The sequence below is a fragment of the Salinispora sp. CH2A1_6 genome, from assembly GCF_056820975.1.
In genome coordinates this window covers 13005-29379 of record NZ_JBXEDG010000001.1, presented here as the reverse complement: position 1 = coordinate 29379, position 16375 = coordinate 13005, and the positions used below count along the sequence as shown (strand labels likewise).

At 68.9% G+C, this 16375-nt stretch carries 13 protein-coding genes and 2 pseudogenes; 10 read left to right on the top strand and 5 right to left on the bottom strand.

All coding sequences use genetic code 11. The features are described 5' to 3' along the window. Positions 1 to 9 precede the first annotated feature (9 nt). From gnd to dnaA, 3 genes and pseudogenes are all read right to left on the bottom strand, one after another. A pseudogene (gene gnd, locus AC1UKG_RS00135) lies at positions 10 to 900 on the bottom strand (phosphogluconate dehydrogenase (NAD(+)-dependent, decarboxylating)); the annotation flags it as partial. A 21-nt stretch (positions 901 to 921) separates the two neighbouring features. Next, complete coding sequence (gene dnaN, locus AC1UKG_RS00130) at positions 922 to 2055, bottom strand: DNA polymerase III subunit beta (RefSeq protein ID WP_482642819.1); 1134 nt, start codon at positions 2053 to 2055, stop codon at positions 922 to 924. A gap of 800 nt (positions 2056 to 2855) precedes the next feature. Beyond that, entirely contained in the window at positions 2856 to 4622 is a 1767-nt protein-coding gene (gene dnaA, locus AC1UKG_RS00125) for a chromosomal replication initiator protein DnaA (protein WP_018813935.1), read from the bottom strand. Between the two features lie 695 nt (positions 4623 to 5317). Here dnaA and rpmH point away from each other — a divergent pair. The 9 genes from rpmH to AC1UKG_RS00080 all read left to right on the top strand — a co-directional run bounded on the left by rpmH (position 5318) and on the right by AC1UKG_RS00080 (position 13238). Then, entirely contained in the window at positions 5318 to 5455 is a 138-nt protein-coding gene (gene rpmH, locus AC1UKG_RS00120; protein WP_018730967.1) for a 50S ribosomal protein L34, read from the top strand. A gap of 35 nt (positions 5456 to 5490) precedes the next feature. After that, the gene (gene rnpA / locus AC1UKG_RS00115) at positions 5491 to 5901 is read left to right on the top strand and encodes a ribonuclease P protein component (protein WP_018743529.1); all 411 of its coding nucleotides are present in this window, start codon (positions 5491 to 5493) and stop codon (positions 5899 to 5901) included. After that, positions 5898 to 6185, top strand: coding sequence for a membrane protein insertion efficiency factor YidD (yidD, locus tag AC1UKG_RS00110; RefSeq protein ID WP_026271305.1), 288 nt, complete (start codon positions 5898 to 5900; stop codon positions 6183 to 6185). Before rnpA ends, yidD begins: the two co-directional genes overlap by 4 nt. A gap of 3 nt (positions 6186 to 6188) precedes the next feature. Further along, entirely contained in the window at positions 6189 to 7298 is a 1110-nt protein-coding gene (gene yidC, locus AC1UKG_RS00105) for a membrane protein insertase YidC (protein ID WP_018743528.1), read from the top strand. A gap of 159 nt (positions 7299 to 7457) precedes the next feature. Beyond that, on the top strand, positions 7458 to 8060 hold the full coding sequence (locus AC1UKG_RS00100) for a R3H domain-containing nucleic acid-binding protein (RefSeq protein ID WP_018743527.1): 603 nt from the start codon (positions 7458 to 7460) through the stop codon (positions 8058 to 8060). A 61-nt stretch (positions 8061 to 8121) separates the two neighbouring features. After that, positions 8122 to 8874, top strand: coding sequence for a 16S rRNA (guanine(527)-N(7))-methyltransferase RsmG (gene rsmG / locus AC1UKG_RS00095; protein ID WP_482642890.1), 753 nt, complete (start codon positions 8122 to 8124; stop codon positions 8872 to 8874). 357 nt (positions 8875 to 9231) lie between these two features. Beyond that, positions 9232 to 10533, top strand: coding sequence for a ParA family protein (locus AC1UKG_RS00090; RefSeq protein ID WP_482642820.1), 1302 nt, complete (start codon positions 9232 to 9234; stop codon positions 10531 to 10533). A gap of 27 nt (positions 10534 to 10560) precedes the next feature. After that, a complete protein-coding gene (locus AC1UKG_RS00085) occupies positions 10561 to 11550 on the top strand; it encodes a ParB/RepB/Spo0J family partition protein (protein WP_018813940.1) in 990 nt (329 codons plus the stop codon). Positions 11551 to 12338: 788 nt separating this feature from the next. After that, entirely contained in the window at positions 12339 to 13238 is a 900-nt protein-coding gene (locus AC1UKG_RS00080) for a hypothetical protein (RefSeq protein WP_482642891.1), read from the top strand. Between the two features lie 34 nt (positions 13239 to 13272). Here the strand turns inward: AC1UKG_RS00080 and AC1UKG_RS00075 are convergent, their stop codons facing one another. Then, complete coding sequence (locus AC1UKG_RS00075) at positions 13273 to 14253, bottom strand: D-alanine--D-alanine ligase (RefSeq protein WP_018813942.1); 981 nt, start codon at positions 14251 to 14253, stop codon at positions 13273 to 13275. A 7-nt stretch (positions 14254 to 14260) separates the two neighbouring features. Further along, positions 14261 to 15571, bottom strand: a complete 1311-nt coding sequence (locus AC1UKG_RS00070; RefSeq protein WP_018743520.1) for an aminotransferase-like domain-containing protein — start codon at positions 15569 to 15571, stop codon at positions 14261 to 14263. Positions 15572 to 15699: 128 nt separating this feature from the next. On the opposite strand from AC1UKG_RS00070, the pseudogene AC1UKG_RS00065 reads away from it, so the two are divergent. Then, positions 15700 to 16362, top strand: a pseudogene (locus tag AC1UKG_RS00065) (GNAT family N-acetyltransferase); the annotation flags it as partial. Between the last annotated feature and the right edge of the window lie 13 nt (positions 16363 to 16375).

Below are 16375 nucleotides of genomic sequence, written 5' to 3'. Positions count from 1 at the left end.
GTGGGGCCGTCAGCGCTTGCGAACGGCGTGCCCGCCGAACTGCTGGCGCAGTGCGGCGACGGCCTTCATCGCGGGCGAGTCGTCCTCCCGGGAGGTGAAACGGGCGAAGAGCGCCGCGGCGATGACGTTCATCGGGACGGCGAGCCGGACCGCCTCGTCCACGGTCCACCGCCCCTCGCCGGTGTCCTCGGTGTAGGGGCTCAACTCGGCCAGCTCCGGGTCCTCATCGAGTGCCCGGTCGAGGAGGTCGAGCAGCCAGGAGCGGACGACCGTGCCCTCCCGCCAGGACTTGAAGACACCGGGGACATCGGTGACCAGCTCGGACTTGGCCAGCAGTTCGTAGCCCTCGGCGTAGGCGTGCATGAGACCGTACTCGACGCCGTTGTGCACCATCTTGGCGTAGTGCCCGGCACCGACCGGACCAGCGTGCACGAAGCCGAAGTCTCCGGCCGGCTTCAACGCCTCGAAGATCGGCATCAACCGGTCAACGTGTTCCTGGGCACCGCCGACCATGAGGGCGTACCCGTTCTGCCGGCCCCAGACACCACCGGAGACCCCGGCGTCGACGTACCCGATGCCACGCTCGTTCAGCCGCTCGGCGCGCGGGGCATCGTCGCTGAACCGCGAGTTGCCTCCGTCGACGATGATGTCGCCGGCGTCGAGCACCTCCGCCATCTTGTTGATGGTCTCGTCGGTGACGGCGGCGGGGACCATGACCCACACCGCGCGCGGTGCGTCCAGCTTCTGCGCCAGCTCCGCCAGGCTCGCGACGTCACTCAGCTCAGCCTGGTTGTCGTAGCCGATCACCTCATGCCCGGCGGCGCGCAGCCGCTCCCGCATGTTGCCGCCCATGCGGCCGAGCCCTACCAGGCCGAGCTGCATTGTCCGTACCTCCGTGCGTTGTGGGTCGTCTCGGTGCGATCAGCGGGAGACGCGGATCGGCATGATGAGGTAGCGGTACCCGGGCACGACCTCGCCATCCTCGTCAACGGGGGAAATCACCGCCGGCTTGAAGGCGTCAACGAACGACAGGACAGCGAACTGGGTCCCCATGTTCGAGAGACCGTCGATCAGATACTGCGGGTTGAAACCAACGGTCAGCGGATCACCGCTGAAGCTGGCCTCCATCGCCTCACTGGCACGGGCCTCCTCGGTGCCACCAGCCTCGACGACCAGGCCGTCGCCGCTGAAGCTGAGCAGCACCGGAGTGGTCCGTTCGGCGACGAGCGCGACCCGCTTGACGACCTCGATGAGCGCACTGACCGGCACCTGGGCCTGCGAGTTGTGGGTGGCGGGGAAGAGTGAGCGCACCGGCGGGTAGTTGGCGCCGTCGAGGAGTCGACTGGTGGTGCGCCGGGGGCCGCCGACGAAACCGATCATGCCCTCGCCCGCCGCTCCCTGGGAGAGCGCCATGGTTACCTGGCCGCCAAGTGGTCCGAGGGCCTTGGCGGTGTCGTGCAGCGTACGGGCCGGTACCAGGGCGTTGAGGCTGACCTCCGGGTCTTCCGGGTTCCACTCGATCTCGCGCAGGGCGAGGCGGTAGCGGTCGGTGGCGAGCATGGCCAACGTGCCGCCGGAGAGTTCCAGCCGGACGCCGGTCATCATCGGCAGGGTCTCGTCCCGGCCGGCTGCCACGGCTACCTGGGCGACGGCGGCGGCGAACGCGGCGGCGTCGATGGTGCCAGCGCTGACCGGCATCTCCGGGAGCGGAGGATAGTCCTCGACCGGCATGGTGGGCAGGGTGAACCGGGCGCTGCCGCAGACGAGCTCGAGGTGGGCACCGACCGCCGCGATGTCGACCGGCTTCGCCGGCAGCGCCTTGGTGATTTCGGCGAGGAGCCGGCCGGAGACCAGGGCGGCGCCGTCGGCATCCCCCTGCACCTCGACGGTCACCTGGCTGGAGACCTCGTAGTCGAAGCCGGAGACCTGCAGGTTGCCGTCGGTGACCCGCAGCAGCACTCCGGCGAGCACCGGCACCGACGGCCGGTTCGGCAGGCTCTTCGCGGTCCAGGCCACGGCCTCGGCGAGCGCGTCGCGCTCTACTCGGAACTTCATCAATGCCTCCGCGTCAACGTCAGCGCCAACTCTCTCATGCCGACCGCTGCCTGCCGACCCGCCGGGGCGTGCCGGTTCTCCTGGCACCTTAGGGCGCGTGGGCATCGGCGGTACGGCCGGCCCCATGCGTGTCCAGGTGCCGCTGACCGGCAGCGGCGGTCTGCGACTCGATCCACAGGAAGTCCAACGGTGATGATTGGTTTTTGTTGTCTTTAGAGATCTAACTCATCGTCTTCGTCGCACCTGTGCAAACTGTGGAGAACCCGCGTTGACGCAGGTCAGCCCGGGAACACACCGGTGGGTTTCCTGTGGAGAAGCCGGGGGAAAACCCGGGCCGTCATCCACAGGCCAGAGTTACCCCCAGCCTGTCCACCGTTGTCCACCGGTTATCCACCGGTTATCCACGGACTTCTTCCCCAGGCTTGTGGATGACGGCTCGCAGCTCGACCCGGGTTATCCCCAGAACCTTCAACAGCCCGTCCACACCCGGTCCGCCGCCCGTGGACAACGACATCGTTATCCCCAAGCGTCCACAGCACTACCCCCAGGGTTTTCCACAGCCTGTGGGTAACGAGGGGTCGGCGGCCTCACGTTCTCCACCGAGGGGAGCTGAAGCTGTGGACAACGAGCGCGGTTACGCGGAGCCGACGGGGACACCCCGACTCGATCCACCGCCCGGATCCGAGGGCCGTCGTCCGGTCCGTGGGGGGTGGTGGAGCACCGAGGGAGGCCGCCAGGGCGCCGGTTTCGGCGATTCGGCGGGTGGTTCGGTGGCTTCGGGCGGTGGCTCGGCGGGTGCCTCAGGTGTTCTGCTTGATCCGGTTGGTCAACTCGGCGATCTGGTTATAGAGCGACCGCCGCTCGGCCATCTGCTGACGGATCTTACGATCGGCGTGCATCACCGTGGTGTGGTCGCGACCCCCGAACGCCTGCCCGATTCGGGGCAGCGACAGGTCGGTCAGCTCTCGGCACAGGTACATGGCGACCTGGCGAGCGTTGACGAGCACCCGTGAGCGGGAGTGCCCACGCAGGTCCTCCAGACTCACCCCGAAGTAGTCGGCGGTCGCCACCATGATCTGGTCGGCGGTGATCTCTGGCCCGGTGCCGTCCGGGATGAAGTCCCGCAGCACCTCCTCGGCCAGCGACAGTTCCACCGACGACCGGGTGAGGCTGGCGAAGGCGGTAACCCGGATCAGCGCGCCCTCGAGCTCTCGGATCGAGTTCGACACCCGGGACGCGATGAACTCGAGGACGTCCGGCGGAGCGAACAGCCGCTCCTGGGCGGCCTTCTTCTGCAGGATCGCGATCCGGGTCTCCAGGTCTGGTGGCTGGATGTCGGCGAGCAGACCCCACTCGAACCGGGTCCGCAACCGGTCCTCCAGGGTCGCCAGCTGCTTCGGCGACCGGTCAGAGGTGATCACGATCTGTTTGTTGGCGTTGTGCAGCGTGTTGAAGGTGTGAAAGAACTCCTCCTGCGTCCGCTCCCGGTTCTCCAGGAACTGGATGTCGTCGATCAACAGGATGTCGACATCCCGGTACCGGCGCTGGAAGGCGCTGGTCTTGTCGTCACGCAGCGAGTTGATGAAGTCGTTGGTGAACTCCTCGGTCGAGACGTACCGGACCGAGTTGGCGTTGCCGAGCGTCGTGGCGTAGTGGCCGATTGCGTGCAGCAGGTGCGTCTTGCCCAACCCTGAGCTGCCGTAGATAAACAGCGGGTTGTACGCCTTGGCCGGCGACTCGGCGACCGCCACCGAAGCCGCGTGGGCGAAACGGTTGGACGAACCGATGACGAACGTCTCGAACATGTACTTCGGGTTGAGCCGGTTGCCACCGCCGTCGGCGGGTGCTGGCAGCCGACGGTCCTCGCGGCCACCGGGCCGGTGGTGGTCCACCCGCCCTGGCCCGCTGTCGGTGCCGGGATCCCGGGGCAGCACCGGCCCACCGTGTTGGTCCACTGCCTCTGCTCGGTAGCGGCCGTCGAACGGGCGTTCGGTCATCGGCGGGCCAAGCCGGGCCTGCTCGTCAACATCGTGTCGCTCGGCTCGGGGTGGGCCGGTGAAGGCGGAGCTGAACAGCGGCTCCTGGCCGTCCCGGGACACCGGCGTCGGCTGCTCGCCGTACGGGCCGGCGGGCACTGAAGCGCGGCGCTCCGGCTGAGCCTGCCCGGGAATCAGCGGGATTCGTTGGTCCACGCCGTCGTCCGGGCCGCCTCCCGCGACATCGCCGGTGGTGTCGCTGGGCAAGCCGCCCGCCTCCGGGCTCGGGGCGCTGTGGTAGATGGTGCCCGCCGGGCGGCCGGAGCCGTCCTCCGGCGCTCGCACCGTGACAGCGACCTGGATGGGCCGCCCCAGTCGGCGGGTGAGCGCCTCGGTGATCGCCGGGCGGAGCCGGGACTCGATGACATCTCGGGTGAAGGCGTCCGGGACGGAGACGAGCGCGGTGTCCTCGACGATGGCGCGGAGCCGGGTCAGCCGCAGGTAAGCCCGCTGCTGTGCGGAGACGATCTCGTCGGCGAGCTCGTCGGTCGTTGCCGTCCACACCGCGGCGAGTTCGGTTGTACCCGTCACCGTCGTGCCACCCCCTCGCCTTTGTTCCCGGACGCCGCCGTCCTCCCCGTCGGCCGTCCCGGGCCCGCCGCGTTCACGCGATGCTTCCCCACCCCGGCTGACCGACCGGTCCTTGTCCACAAGTTATCCACAGCCTGTGTGCGTACCGATTGTGGCCGCCCACCGAACGTGGGTCAGACCTCACCCGGTACGGGCGGCGCTGAAGTGGGTCATCTTGCCGAACGATCCACCGCCCGATTCGGTCTTGCCTGCCGGCGCCGACCACAGCCGGACCGACCCCGGGCTTCCGACAGCCACTCACCGCGATTCGGGCCAACAGCCCTGCACCGCAATCGGGCACGGTAACAGCGATGTCCGGACGCCATCAACAGCGGAGGGATGCCGACCGTCGGCGGCAGCAGCGAAAACGTCGGAACTGCCTGCGCCGGGGCGGCCGGTGAGAGCGTTGACGCTCGTTGTACCCCCTGCGTACGCTGGAACGGCTGCTCGCTTCCCCTCTGCTAGGGTGATGGACGTTTGCTGTCCGCAGCGTCGGGCAGCGTTGATCGGGAGCGCCGTGCAGGTGTTCCGGATCATGACCTGGTTCGGATCATGACACGACCTGGATCGTGACACGAACTGCAACCGGGACGACCTCGGACCAGACGCGACCCCGGCGATCCCTCGCCCAGGGGTAGGACAACGGAGAGCCTGACGTGAGCAAGCGCACCTTCCAGCCGAACAACCGCCGGCGCGCGAAGACCCACGGCTTCCGGCTGCGCATGCGCACCCGTGCCGGCCGCGCCATCATCTCGACCCGACGCACCAAGGGCCGCGCTCGCCTGGCGGCCTGAGGCCACCAGGTCCGATCGGCAGGGCGTGGAGAGTCGTGCTGACCGCCGCGCAGCGTCTGCGGCGCAGCACCGACTTCGCCGCGGCGGTCCGTGGTGGCCGACGCGTCGGGCGCGGCGTGGTCGTCGTCCATCTGACCTCGCCTAGCACCCCGCCGGAGATCTCTTCGCCGAAGCCGGCGCGGGACGAAGGTGCGGAGCAGACATCCGCACCGGCCCGCGCCGGCTTCGTTGTCTCCAAGGCGGTTGGCAACGCCGTCGTCCGCAACACCGTCCGACGCCGGCTGCGGCACCTGGTCCGGGAGCGCCTCCCCGGGCTGCCGGCCGGAAGTACCCTCGTCGTCCGTGCCCTGCCCGCCGCGGCGAACCGGTCGTACCAACGACTCGGTGTCGATCTCGACGCCGCGATCGCGGCCGCACGCGCCCCCCGCGGGCGGCGGTCCCGGTGAGTTCGGCACCAGATCCCGCACAGCCGATCTCACTCGGTGCCCGCGTGCTGGCTGGGCCCATCATCGCGTACCGTCGGTGGATAAGTCCGGCGTTGCCGGCCCGCTGTCGGTTCTACCCGTCGTGCAGCGCATACGCCCTGGAGGCGGTGACCCGCCACGGCCCGGTTCGGGGAGCCGGCCTGACGGCCCGGCGGCTGATGCGCTGCCACCCCTTCCATCCGGGTGGATTCGATCCGGTGCCGGAGCCGGATGGTCGCCGCCGCGCCGATGTGACTGGAGTCTGAGAATTGCTCGACCCTATCTATCTAACGATCTCGTGGATCCTGCTGCGCTGGCACCAGCTCTGGGACGCCATCGGGGTGCCGGAAGGCGTGGTACTCGGCACCAACTGGTCCTGGATCCTGGCCATCATCTTCCTGGTGGTCACCGTCCGGGTGATCCTCTTCCCGGTCTTCGTCAAGCAGATCAAGTCACAGCGGGCGATGCAGGCGCTGCAACCGCAGGTCAAGGCGCTGCAGGAGAAGCACAAGGGTGACCGGGAGACGCTCCAGAAGGAGATGATGGAGCTCTATCGGAAGGAAAAGGCCAACCCGCTCATGGGCTGCCTTCCGATGTTCCTCCAGATTCCGGTCTTCCTCGGCCTGTTCCACGTGCTCCGCCGGCTCAACCCGGACAAGCCAGAGGACAAGAAGACGCTCTACGGCTGGACGGTTGACCAGTTTGACAGCGCGTCGGTCGCGAAGCTCTTCACCGCGCCGATCGCCGGCAAGTTCGGCTCCTCCCCCGAGGAACTGGCCGCGCTGGGCGCCGACGGCACCACCGTCAAGATCATGGCTGGCATTCTGGTGCTGGTGATGATGGGCACCACCTATCTGACCAGCCGGCAGATGATTCTCAAGACCGGCTGGGCCGAGGACCCGCAGCAGCGGATGATCCAGCGGTTGATGCTCTACGGCATCCCGGCGTCGCTGCTCATCTCCGGCGCTATCTTCCCGATCGGTGTGATCATCTACTGGGTCACCAACAACATGTTCACGCTGGCCCAGCAGCAGTGGGTGTTGCGCAAGTTCCCACCGCCGCCGAGCGCCAAGTCGAGCACCACGGGTAAGACGGTGCAGCCGGCGAAGAGCGGTGGCCTCTTCGGCCGCGGCAAGTCCGCCCCTTCGGCCGCCACCCAGCCGGCCGCGACCAAGGTCGCCGCCCCGAAGCCGGGTGCCAAGCCCACCAGCCAGAAGAAAGGCCAGCCCGCGAACCAGAAGGGCCAGGCCGCCGGCCCGAAGAAGGGCCAGCCCGCGAACCAGAAGGGGCAGCCGGCCAACCAGAAGGGCCAGGCCGCCGGCCCGAAGAAGGGCCAGCCCGCGAACCAGAAGGGCCGTCCCGCCAAACGGCAGGGCTGATCCGACCCGGTGCCCGGCGGTATCTACCTTGATACCGCCGGCAGGGGCAAAACGCCGCCGCGCCCCCGCGGCCACGGGTGAGACTGCCCGCATAGACCTACCCGTGGCACCGGCGTTCCCGCCGGCCCGGGAGACCAGCGGACCCGACGGTCCGGCCGAGTGAGTACGGAGGAGACCGTGACCGAGATCAGCACGCCCCGCGCTGACGAGTCCCAGGACGCCGAGGGGACGGAGACGACGGCGAAGGGCCAGACCGAGGCGGCCGAGGCCGACCGCGGCACGGAGCAGCGGTCCACTGGTGAGAGCGATCTGTTCCGGCAGAGTGAGATCGCCGCCGACTACGTGGAGGGCCTGCTCGACATCCTCGACTACGACGGGGACATCGACGAGCTGGTCTCCGGTGGGCGTCCGGTCGTGGAGGTGGTTGGCGGCCGACTACAGAGCCTGGTTGGTCAGCGCGGCGCCACGCTGGAGGCGCTTCAGGAACTCACCCGGCTCGCGGTCTTCCGGCAGACCGGCACCCCCAGCCGACTGCTGCTCGACGTGGGCGGCTACCGGGCGGGCCGCCGTAAGGAACTCGCCGCGGTGGCGAAGAACGCCGTCGAGAAGGTCAAGGAGCACGGCGAGTCGGTGCGGCTGGAGCCGATGTCCGCCTTCGAACGTAAGTGTGTGCACGACGTGGTCAACGCCATCGACGGCGTGGCGAGCGAGTCCGAGGGCGTCGAGCCGAGTCGGCGCATCATTGTTCGGCCGGCGGGCTGAGCGGGTGACTCACGACGCGGCGCGCTTCGCGTCCGGCCCGGGTGGTACGCCGCCCGGGCCGTTGCCTGTCAGCGATCATCCCGCGCCAGTTCCGGCGGCGGACGCCGTACCGCCGCCGGAACTGGCCACCGAGGCCCGGGCGCTCTTCGGTGACCGGCTGGGCCTGGCCGTTGCGTACGCGGGCCTGTTGGTGACCGACGGGGTGGTCCGAGGACTCATCGGTCCGCGGGAGGCGCCGCGGATCTGGGACCGGCATCTGCTCAACTGCGCGGTGGTGGCGGAGCGGATTCCGTCGGGCGCGACAGTGCTTGACGTGGGTAGCGGTGCCGGACTGCCGGGCCTCGTGCTCGCTATCGCCCGGCCGGATCTCTCGGTCACCCTGGTCGAGCCGCTGGCCCGTCGCACCGCCTTCCTCGTCGAGGCGGTGGCGCAGCTCGACCTGGCGGCCTCGGTCCAGGTTGTCCGGGGCCGGGCCGAGGAGATCGCTTCCGGTGGTGGCGGGGTCGAGCCGCTCACCGGCGATGTGGTGACCGCTCGGGCGGTGGCTCCCCTGGACCGGCTCGCCCGGTGGTGCCTTCCGCTGGCTGTGCCGGGCGGACGGCTGGTCGCCCTCAAGGGCACCTCGGCTGTGGAGGAGGTCGCCGAACATTCCGCCGTCGTGGACCGACTTGGCGGCGGAATGCCGGAGGTGCACCACTGCGGTGCGGGCATTGTCGAGCCACCGACGACGGTGATCGAGATTGTGCGGGAGCGGGTGGTGGCACCGCCGCGACCCAAGTCCGCGAAACGCTCCCGTGGTGGTCGGCGGCGCTGAGTCGGCGCGGCCCCGCATCGATGGTCTCTGCTCCGATTTCGTGAATCGGATTCGGCGGTACCACATGGGTGCCGACGACCGGTGCGCTCTGCGGTCTGCGGAAATCGACGGATTCGGCTTGCCGGAGCGGTAGCTGCCTCGTTGAACAGGTGCGGGTGGCAGGCGGATGCGAAGCCCGACGTGGACCGACCGCGCCCAATCCCCGTAGGCTGGCCGCGCGTCGATAATGTGGAGCGGGCGGTGCCGGGTACTTACGGATTCCGACCGCTTCCAACGGGCCGCACGCTCCGGGTGGACCGCCCGAGCGTCCCGTTGACAGGATGCGGACCGACCATCCGAAGCGGGCAGGGATGACAGGTGCATGACGACGGCAGGTATGACGATCCGCGCGCGACCGGGTCAACGGGCGACCCGGTTTCACGTGAAACCGACGACCCCGGGTGGGCCACCTCCAGCCTCTCCGTCAGCCCGCCTTCCCGAATGCCGCAGGACGAGACCTTCCGGCGACCGGCGTCAACTCCGGGACGTACCCGCCCATCGTCGCCGGAAGTACCGTTGAGCCGCAGTAACCGGGAGGGTTCCCGGATTGGCGATCCACCGGCGGCCGAGCGGGCCGCGTCGGGACGGGGGAAGGCAGTCACGTCGACACACATCGAGGTGACTGTGCCGCAGCAGGCAACGCCGGGGCGGCCGGCCGAACCGACCAAGGCTCCGAGTCTGTCCTCCGGGCAGGACGGGGTTGATGACACGTACGTTTCACGTGAAACACCGACGCGCGAAGAGGATGACCCACCGTTGGCGATGGAAGCTATGCGCGCCGTGCAGATCCTGAACCCGAGCGGCGAGGTGACGATGCCTCGTCCAGACCGGACCCGGGTCATGTGCGTCGCGAACCAGAAGGGCGGCGTTGGAAAGACCACCACGACGGTGAACCTGGCAGTGGCGCTAGCGCTGCACGGAAACCGGGTACTGGTGGTCGACCTCGATCCGCAGGGCAACGCGTCCACCGGACTCAACGTCCCGCACCACACCGGAGTGCCGGACGTGTACGACTGTCTGATCAACGGCCTGCCCCTGGAGGACGTCGCCCAAGCGGTCGAGGGAATCCCCAGTCTGTGGTGTGTACCCGCCACGATCGACCTGGCCGGAGCCGAGATCGAACTGGTCTCCGTGGTTGCCCGGGAGTCGCGGCTGGCCCGCGCCATCACCGGCTACCCGGGCCACTTCGACTATGTCCTTATCGACTGCCCGCCGTCGCTTGGACTGCTCACGGTGAACGCGTTGGTGGCCGCGGAGGAGGTGCTCATCCCGATCCAGTGTGAGTACTACGCGCTGGAGGGGTTGAACCAACTCATCAACAACATCAACCTCGTCCGGCAGCACCTCAACCCCCGACTGGACGTCTCCACCATCCTGCTGACGATGTACGACCGACGCACGCGGCTGGCGGATGCCGTAGAGCAGGATGTTCGCAACCACTTCGGGGATAAGGTGCTCCAGGCGGTCATCCCGCGTAACGTCCGGGTATCCGAGGCGCCCAGCTACGGCCAATCTGTGATGACCTACGATCCCGGGTCACGGGGGGCGACAAGTTACTTCGAGGCCGCCCAGGAGATTGCTGAGCGGGGCGCCAAGGCCGAGGTGAGCCGCAATGCGTAGCGCGGACAGGCCACGGGGAGGCCAGGCATGAAGAATCGTCCCAAGGGTGGACTCGGCCGAGGGTTGGGCGCCCTCATTCCTACCGAGGCGGCGGCGCCCAGCGGGCCCGCCCCATTCGCCAACCCAGCGGTGACACCGACCGCTGACCTGCCGGCGGTGAGTACACCGCCGCCTGCGTCCGAGTCACTCAGCCCCGTCCCAGGCGCTCGCTTCGCCGAGATTTCGGTTGACGCGATCCTCCCCAACCCGAAGCAGCCGCGGCAGGTCTTTGACGAGGACGCCCTGGAGGAGCTGAAGGTCTCAATCCAGGAGGTCGGCTTCCTCCAGCCGATCGTCGTCCGCCAGCTGGATGACGAGAAGTTCGAACTCGTCATGGGTGAGCGCCGCTGGCGGGCCGCGCAGGCCGTTGGGCGGAGCTCTATTCCGGCGATCGTGCGGGACACCCGGGACGATTCGATGCTCCGGGATGCGTTGCTGGAGAACATCCACCGCGCGAACCTGAACCCGCTGGAAGAGGCGGCGGCATATCAGCAATTGTTGGATGAGTTCGGCGCCACCCACGAGGAGTTGGCCCGCCGGATCGGTCGGAGCCGGCCGCAGATCTCCAACACGATCCGGCTTCTCAACCTCCCGGCCCAGGTACAGCGCCGGGTCGCCGCCGGAGTGCTCTCTGCTGGCCATGCCCGGGCGCTGTTGAGCCTGGATGACCCGGAGGCGCAGGAGCGGCTCGCCCATCGAATCGTTGCCGAGGGACTGTCTGTGCGGGCAACCGAGGAGGTGGTGGCGCTCTCGCTCAGCGATAGCACCAGCGAGAAGGAAGCGCCGAAGCGTCGGCCGAAGCCGCATGCACCAGCACTGACTGATCTCGCCGATCGGCTCTCCGACCGCTTCGACACCAGAGTCAAGGTCGACATCGGCCGGAGCAAGGGAAAGATCACGATCGAGTTTGGCAGTGTGGACGACTTGGAGCGGATCGTCGACATCATCGGAGTCGACCGGGAGCAGCCCGAGGACTGACCGAAGGCCCGGCCCCACCTCAGAGCGTCGCCCCCCGTTTCACGTGAAACGGGGGGCGGTTGTCGTTTGCGCGCTCCGCCTGACTCAGCCCCACTCGCCCCCAGCCCGCGCACCACGCTTCCTCGGCTGATCCACTCGCCCCGGCTGCGCCACGTGCCTGACTCCCCGCTCACTGCGACCCTGCCGGCTTCTTGAGCTGTCCCTTCAACTGCCGATGGCGAACCCGGATCGACCGGGCGGGCGGCTACTTTCGTACCCAGGGCCGGCCCACGATCGGCTGCACCTGCCCACCGGCAACCGACCGAATCGGAGCGGCGATACCGGCTCAGGTGTAGCAGAAGTCTCGTCCCCAACGTTATCCACAGCAGTTGTCCACAGGCGGTGCTGTTTCACGTGAAACAGCGCCTCAACCGCCGTGTTGACCTGTGGAAGATGGTTGTGGATAACCTCGGCCTCCTGTGGATAACCTGCTGGCAGGTGGCTGGGCCGGCGGTGGGTTGATCCGGCGGATTGATGGCCGAAGGAGGTGGGACAGCAGTCCTGGAAACAGTTAGGGTCACCTCGTGCCCGACACCCCTCCCTCAGTGCCGAACTTCACCCAATGGCCCTCCTTCCCCTTCGAAGGCGATCTCCGCGTCAAACAACTCGATGATCCGGTCGTGACCGAGCCGCCCCGTCGCGGTGAAGGTGACCGGGAATGTACCGCTTGCGGCGCCCCCGATGAGGCGTACATCTGGGTCGGCGAGCGGTGGCGGGTACGTGCGATGGATAGACCTACCGGGCTTCCGATGGTGTTGATCCTCGAGTCCCGTTCGCATTGGGATCTAGGCGACCTGCCGAACCTGCTCGCGGCCGAACTCGGCGTGCTGACGGTCCGGCTGGAGCGCGCCATCCGGTCCCTCGACGGCGTATCCCGGGTGCATGTGAATCGCTGGGGCGACGGATCCGCGCACCTGCACCTCTGGTTCCTCGCCCGGCCGTACGGTCAGCTCCAGCTCCGGGGCACCTTCCTGCCCCTGTGGGATTCGATCCTGCCCCCGATTCCCGAGTCGACCTGGCGGGAGAATCTCGCCCTCGTCGCCGCATGGTTGGCGGACTTCGGCGGACGCCAGCTTGCCGAACCGCCTCGAATCCAGTGGCAGGCACCGGCCAGTTTCGGTGCGGTAGAGACCGCGGAGTACTTGGGGACCGAGACCGACACCGTGGAGGCGGCCAAGGAGGCGGAGAGCGTTCAGGCGGCCTTGGGCGAAGGTGACTCGGATTGCGTGGCCGGGCAGCAGGGCGAGACAGATGGCGGCGGCACGGCGCAGGGCGGTGACACGGCGGGCACGGCGGAGAGCGTCGGTGGGGCGGGCACGGCGGAGAGCGTCGGTGGGGCGGGGGCTGACGCGGTGCCGGCTGGGGCGGCCGGGAACGCGGTGACTAGCGCTGATGCCGAGGTTCCGGCTGACGGCGATGGCACTCCGGAGGCCGCGGCGGCCTCAGCCCGAGCCGCTACGATTCCGGAACCTCAGGCGGGCGGCGAGGGAACCCCGGGCCGTGCCGAGGGCGAGGGAGTTCCGGACCGTGCCGGAAGTGCAGCCGCGCCCGGCGGTGCAGCTGCGGGCCGCACCGACTCGGGTGTGCTGGAGCAGGCCGGTGACACTCCCCCGCCGCGGCCGTCAGCGTCGAATGCGGTCCCGTCCTGACGCTGGCGGCTGACTACGACCGTGCTTCGCCGGCTCAGGCCGCCCGGGATGCAGCCTGGGAAACCAGGGTGCCGATCATCCGACCGAAGTCGAGACCGGCGGCCTGGGCCGCGAGCGGTAGCAGTGAGGTCTCCGTCATGCCGGGCGCGACGTTCACCCCGAGCACGTGCGGCTGGCCGTCGCCATCAACGATCAGGTCGACCCGGCTTAGGTCGCGCAACCCGAGCGCGGTGTGGGCGGCGACGGCGAGCTCGGCGACCGCCTTGGCCACCTCGGTGGCCAGCCGGGCCGGTGTGTGCCACGTGGTGCGGCCGGCCGTGTACCGGGCGGCGTAGTCGTAAACGCCGTTCCGGGGCACGATCTCCACCGCCGGCAGGGCCTGCGGTCCTTCCCCGAGGTCGACCACGGATACCGCCACGTCTGTCCCGGTCAGGTAGCGTTCGACCAGGGCGGTGGAGTCGTACGCGAAACAACCGACCATCGCGGCCGGCAGGGCGGTGGTGTCCCGAACCACGGCGGCGCCCAGACCCGAGCCGCCCTGTGCGGGCTTCACCATCAGCGGGAGGCCCAGCCGGTCGACGATGCGGTCCAGCACCGCCACCGCACCAAGTTCGGAGAAGCGGTCATGGGGTAGGGCCACCCAGTCCGGGGTGGGGATGTGTGCCTCTCGCAGCACGGTCTTGGCCGAGGGTTTGTCCCAGGCGCGGCGGGAGGCGCGCGCGTCGCAGCCGACGTACGGGACATCGCAGAGGTCCAGCACCCCCCGGAGTGAACCGTCCTCGCCGGTCGCGCCGTGCAGCGCGATGACCACCGCGTCTGGCGGGTCGGCGACGAGCCTCGGCAGGAGGGCGACATCCGCGTCACGCAGCTCCGCCTCCACGCCCACCGCGCGCAGCGCGTCGAGGACCCGACGGCCAGATCGCAGCGAGACGTCTCGTTCGTAGGAGAGCCCCCCGGCGAGTACCAGCACGCGCAGGTCGGTCAGGACAGCGGGATCGGCAGCGGTCGTACCCATGTCAGAATCATGCCAAGTGTGGTCCGGGGGTGTCGGAACCGGCCCCTCGACGAGTGCCGGGAGGGCCGACCTCGCCGAAAACCCGGCGCATGGCGATGTCCTGCTCCATCACCCCGGAGAGTCGCCGTACGCCTTCCCGGATCCGTTCGGGCGGTGGGAAGGAGAAGTTGAGCCGCATCGCGTCGTTACCGGTGCCGTCGGCGTAGAAGCCGGTACCGGGCACGTACGCCACTCGGGCGGCGATGGCGCGGGGCATCATCGCCTTCGAGTCCAGCCCGTCCGGCAGCGTGGCCCAGACGAAGAGGCCGCCTTCGGGCCGGGTCCACGCCGTGCCGGCCGGCATCAGGTCGGCCATGGCGGCGAGGAGCGCGTCCCGCCGTTCCCGGTAGACCTCCCGGTAGACCTTGAGCTGTTCCCGCCACGGCATGGTGCCGAGGTAGGTGGCGACGGCCGCCTGAGCGAAGCTGCTGGGGCAGAGGATCTGTGCCTCACTGGCGATGACGAGTTTGTCCCGCACCGCGTGCGGGGCGAGGATCCAGCCGACCCGCAGCCCGGGCGCGAATGTCTTCGAGAAGGTGCTGAGGTAGAAGACACCGTCGCGGCGGCGAGCGCGCAGTGGTGCCGGGGCGTCGCCCTCGAAGCCAAGCTGCCCGTACGGGTCGTCCTCCACCACCAGCAGGCCGGCGCGTTCACAGATATCGAGGATCCGTTCGCGTCGCTGCTCGGTCAGCGTCACGCCGGTCGGATTCTGGTACGTGGGGATGGTGTAGAGGAACTTGATCCGGCGACCGGCCCGCGCCTGGTCGGCGATGGCGGTCTCCAGGGCCTCGGGGATCAGCCCGTCGTTGTCCATCGGTACGTGTACGACCTGCGCTTGGGCGGCTTGGAGGACCCCGAGCGCCCCGACGTAGGTCGGGCCTTCGGCGAGCACCACATCGCCGGGGTCGAGAAAGAGGCGGGCGACCAGGTCCAGCGCCTGCTGGCCGCCGATGGTGACGACGACATCGTCGGGGGAGGCGCCGCAGGCGGCGTCGATGCCGGAGAGCGACATCACCTCACAGATCCGCTCCCGGAGCTCCGGGGTGCCCTGACCGATGCCGTACTGGAGGGTGGTGATGCCGTGGTCGGCCCCGAGCCGGCCGAGCATCTCGCCGACCGCGTCCAGGGGGAGAGCAGCGATGTACGGCGCACCTCCGGCGAGTGAGACCACCTCCGGCCGGTTAGCCACCGCGAAGAGCGCTCGGATCTCCGATGCGGTCATGCCCCGAACCCGTCGGGCGTAGCGGTCGGTGTAGTCGTCGAGCGTCGTGCCGGTCATGTCGCGCTGTCACCTGCCCGGTGGTCGTTTCGCGTATCCCTTCCCGTGGTGTCCGGATCCGGCGTACGATCGTTGGTTGGGGACACCGAAGGGCGGTCTACCTCCGAGCCTACTGTGGGGATGCGCCAATGTCGCGACGTCTGGTCAGCCTGACCTTGGACACCCTGGAGGACCTGCCCCGTTCGTGCCGGCAGTGCGTCTACTGGGAGCTGGACCCGGTCTCGGCCGATCGGGCCCGTGGGGCTGGGGATCCGGGTCTGGAGAAGGAGGCCTGGGTTTCGCAGACCCTGCTGGAGTGGGGCGCCTGCGGCAAGCTGGTCTACGTTGACGACATGCCCGCCGGGTTCGTGCTGTATGCCCCGCCGGCGTACGTGCCGCGATCGATGGCCTTTCCGACCTCACCGGTCTCCCCCGACGCGGCGCTGTTGATGACGGCGAAGGTGGTACCGGCCTTCGCCGGTGGCGGGCTTGGTCGGATGCTCGTGCAGGGGGTCGCCCGGGACCTGACGAAGCGCGGAATCAAGGCGATCGAGGTGTTCGGTGACGCGAAGTTCGGCGACGCTGACGACTCGGCGCGGGCCTGCGTGGCTCCGGCGGAATACTTTCTCTCGGTGGGTTTCAAGACGGTCCGCCCGCATCCGCGCTTCCCTCGCCTGCGCCTGGAGTTGCGCACTGCACTGAGCTGGAAGTCCGACGTCGAGTACGCGTTGGAGAAGCTGCTCGGCTCGATGAGCCCGGAGAGTCTGCTCCGGCCGGTCCGACCCACTCCGGCGACCCGGTCCAGCCCCGGTGGGCCACCGCGGG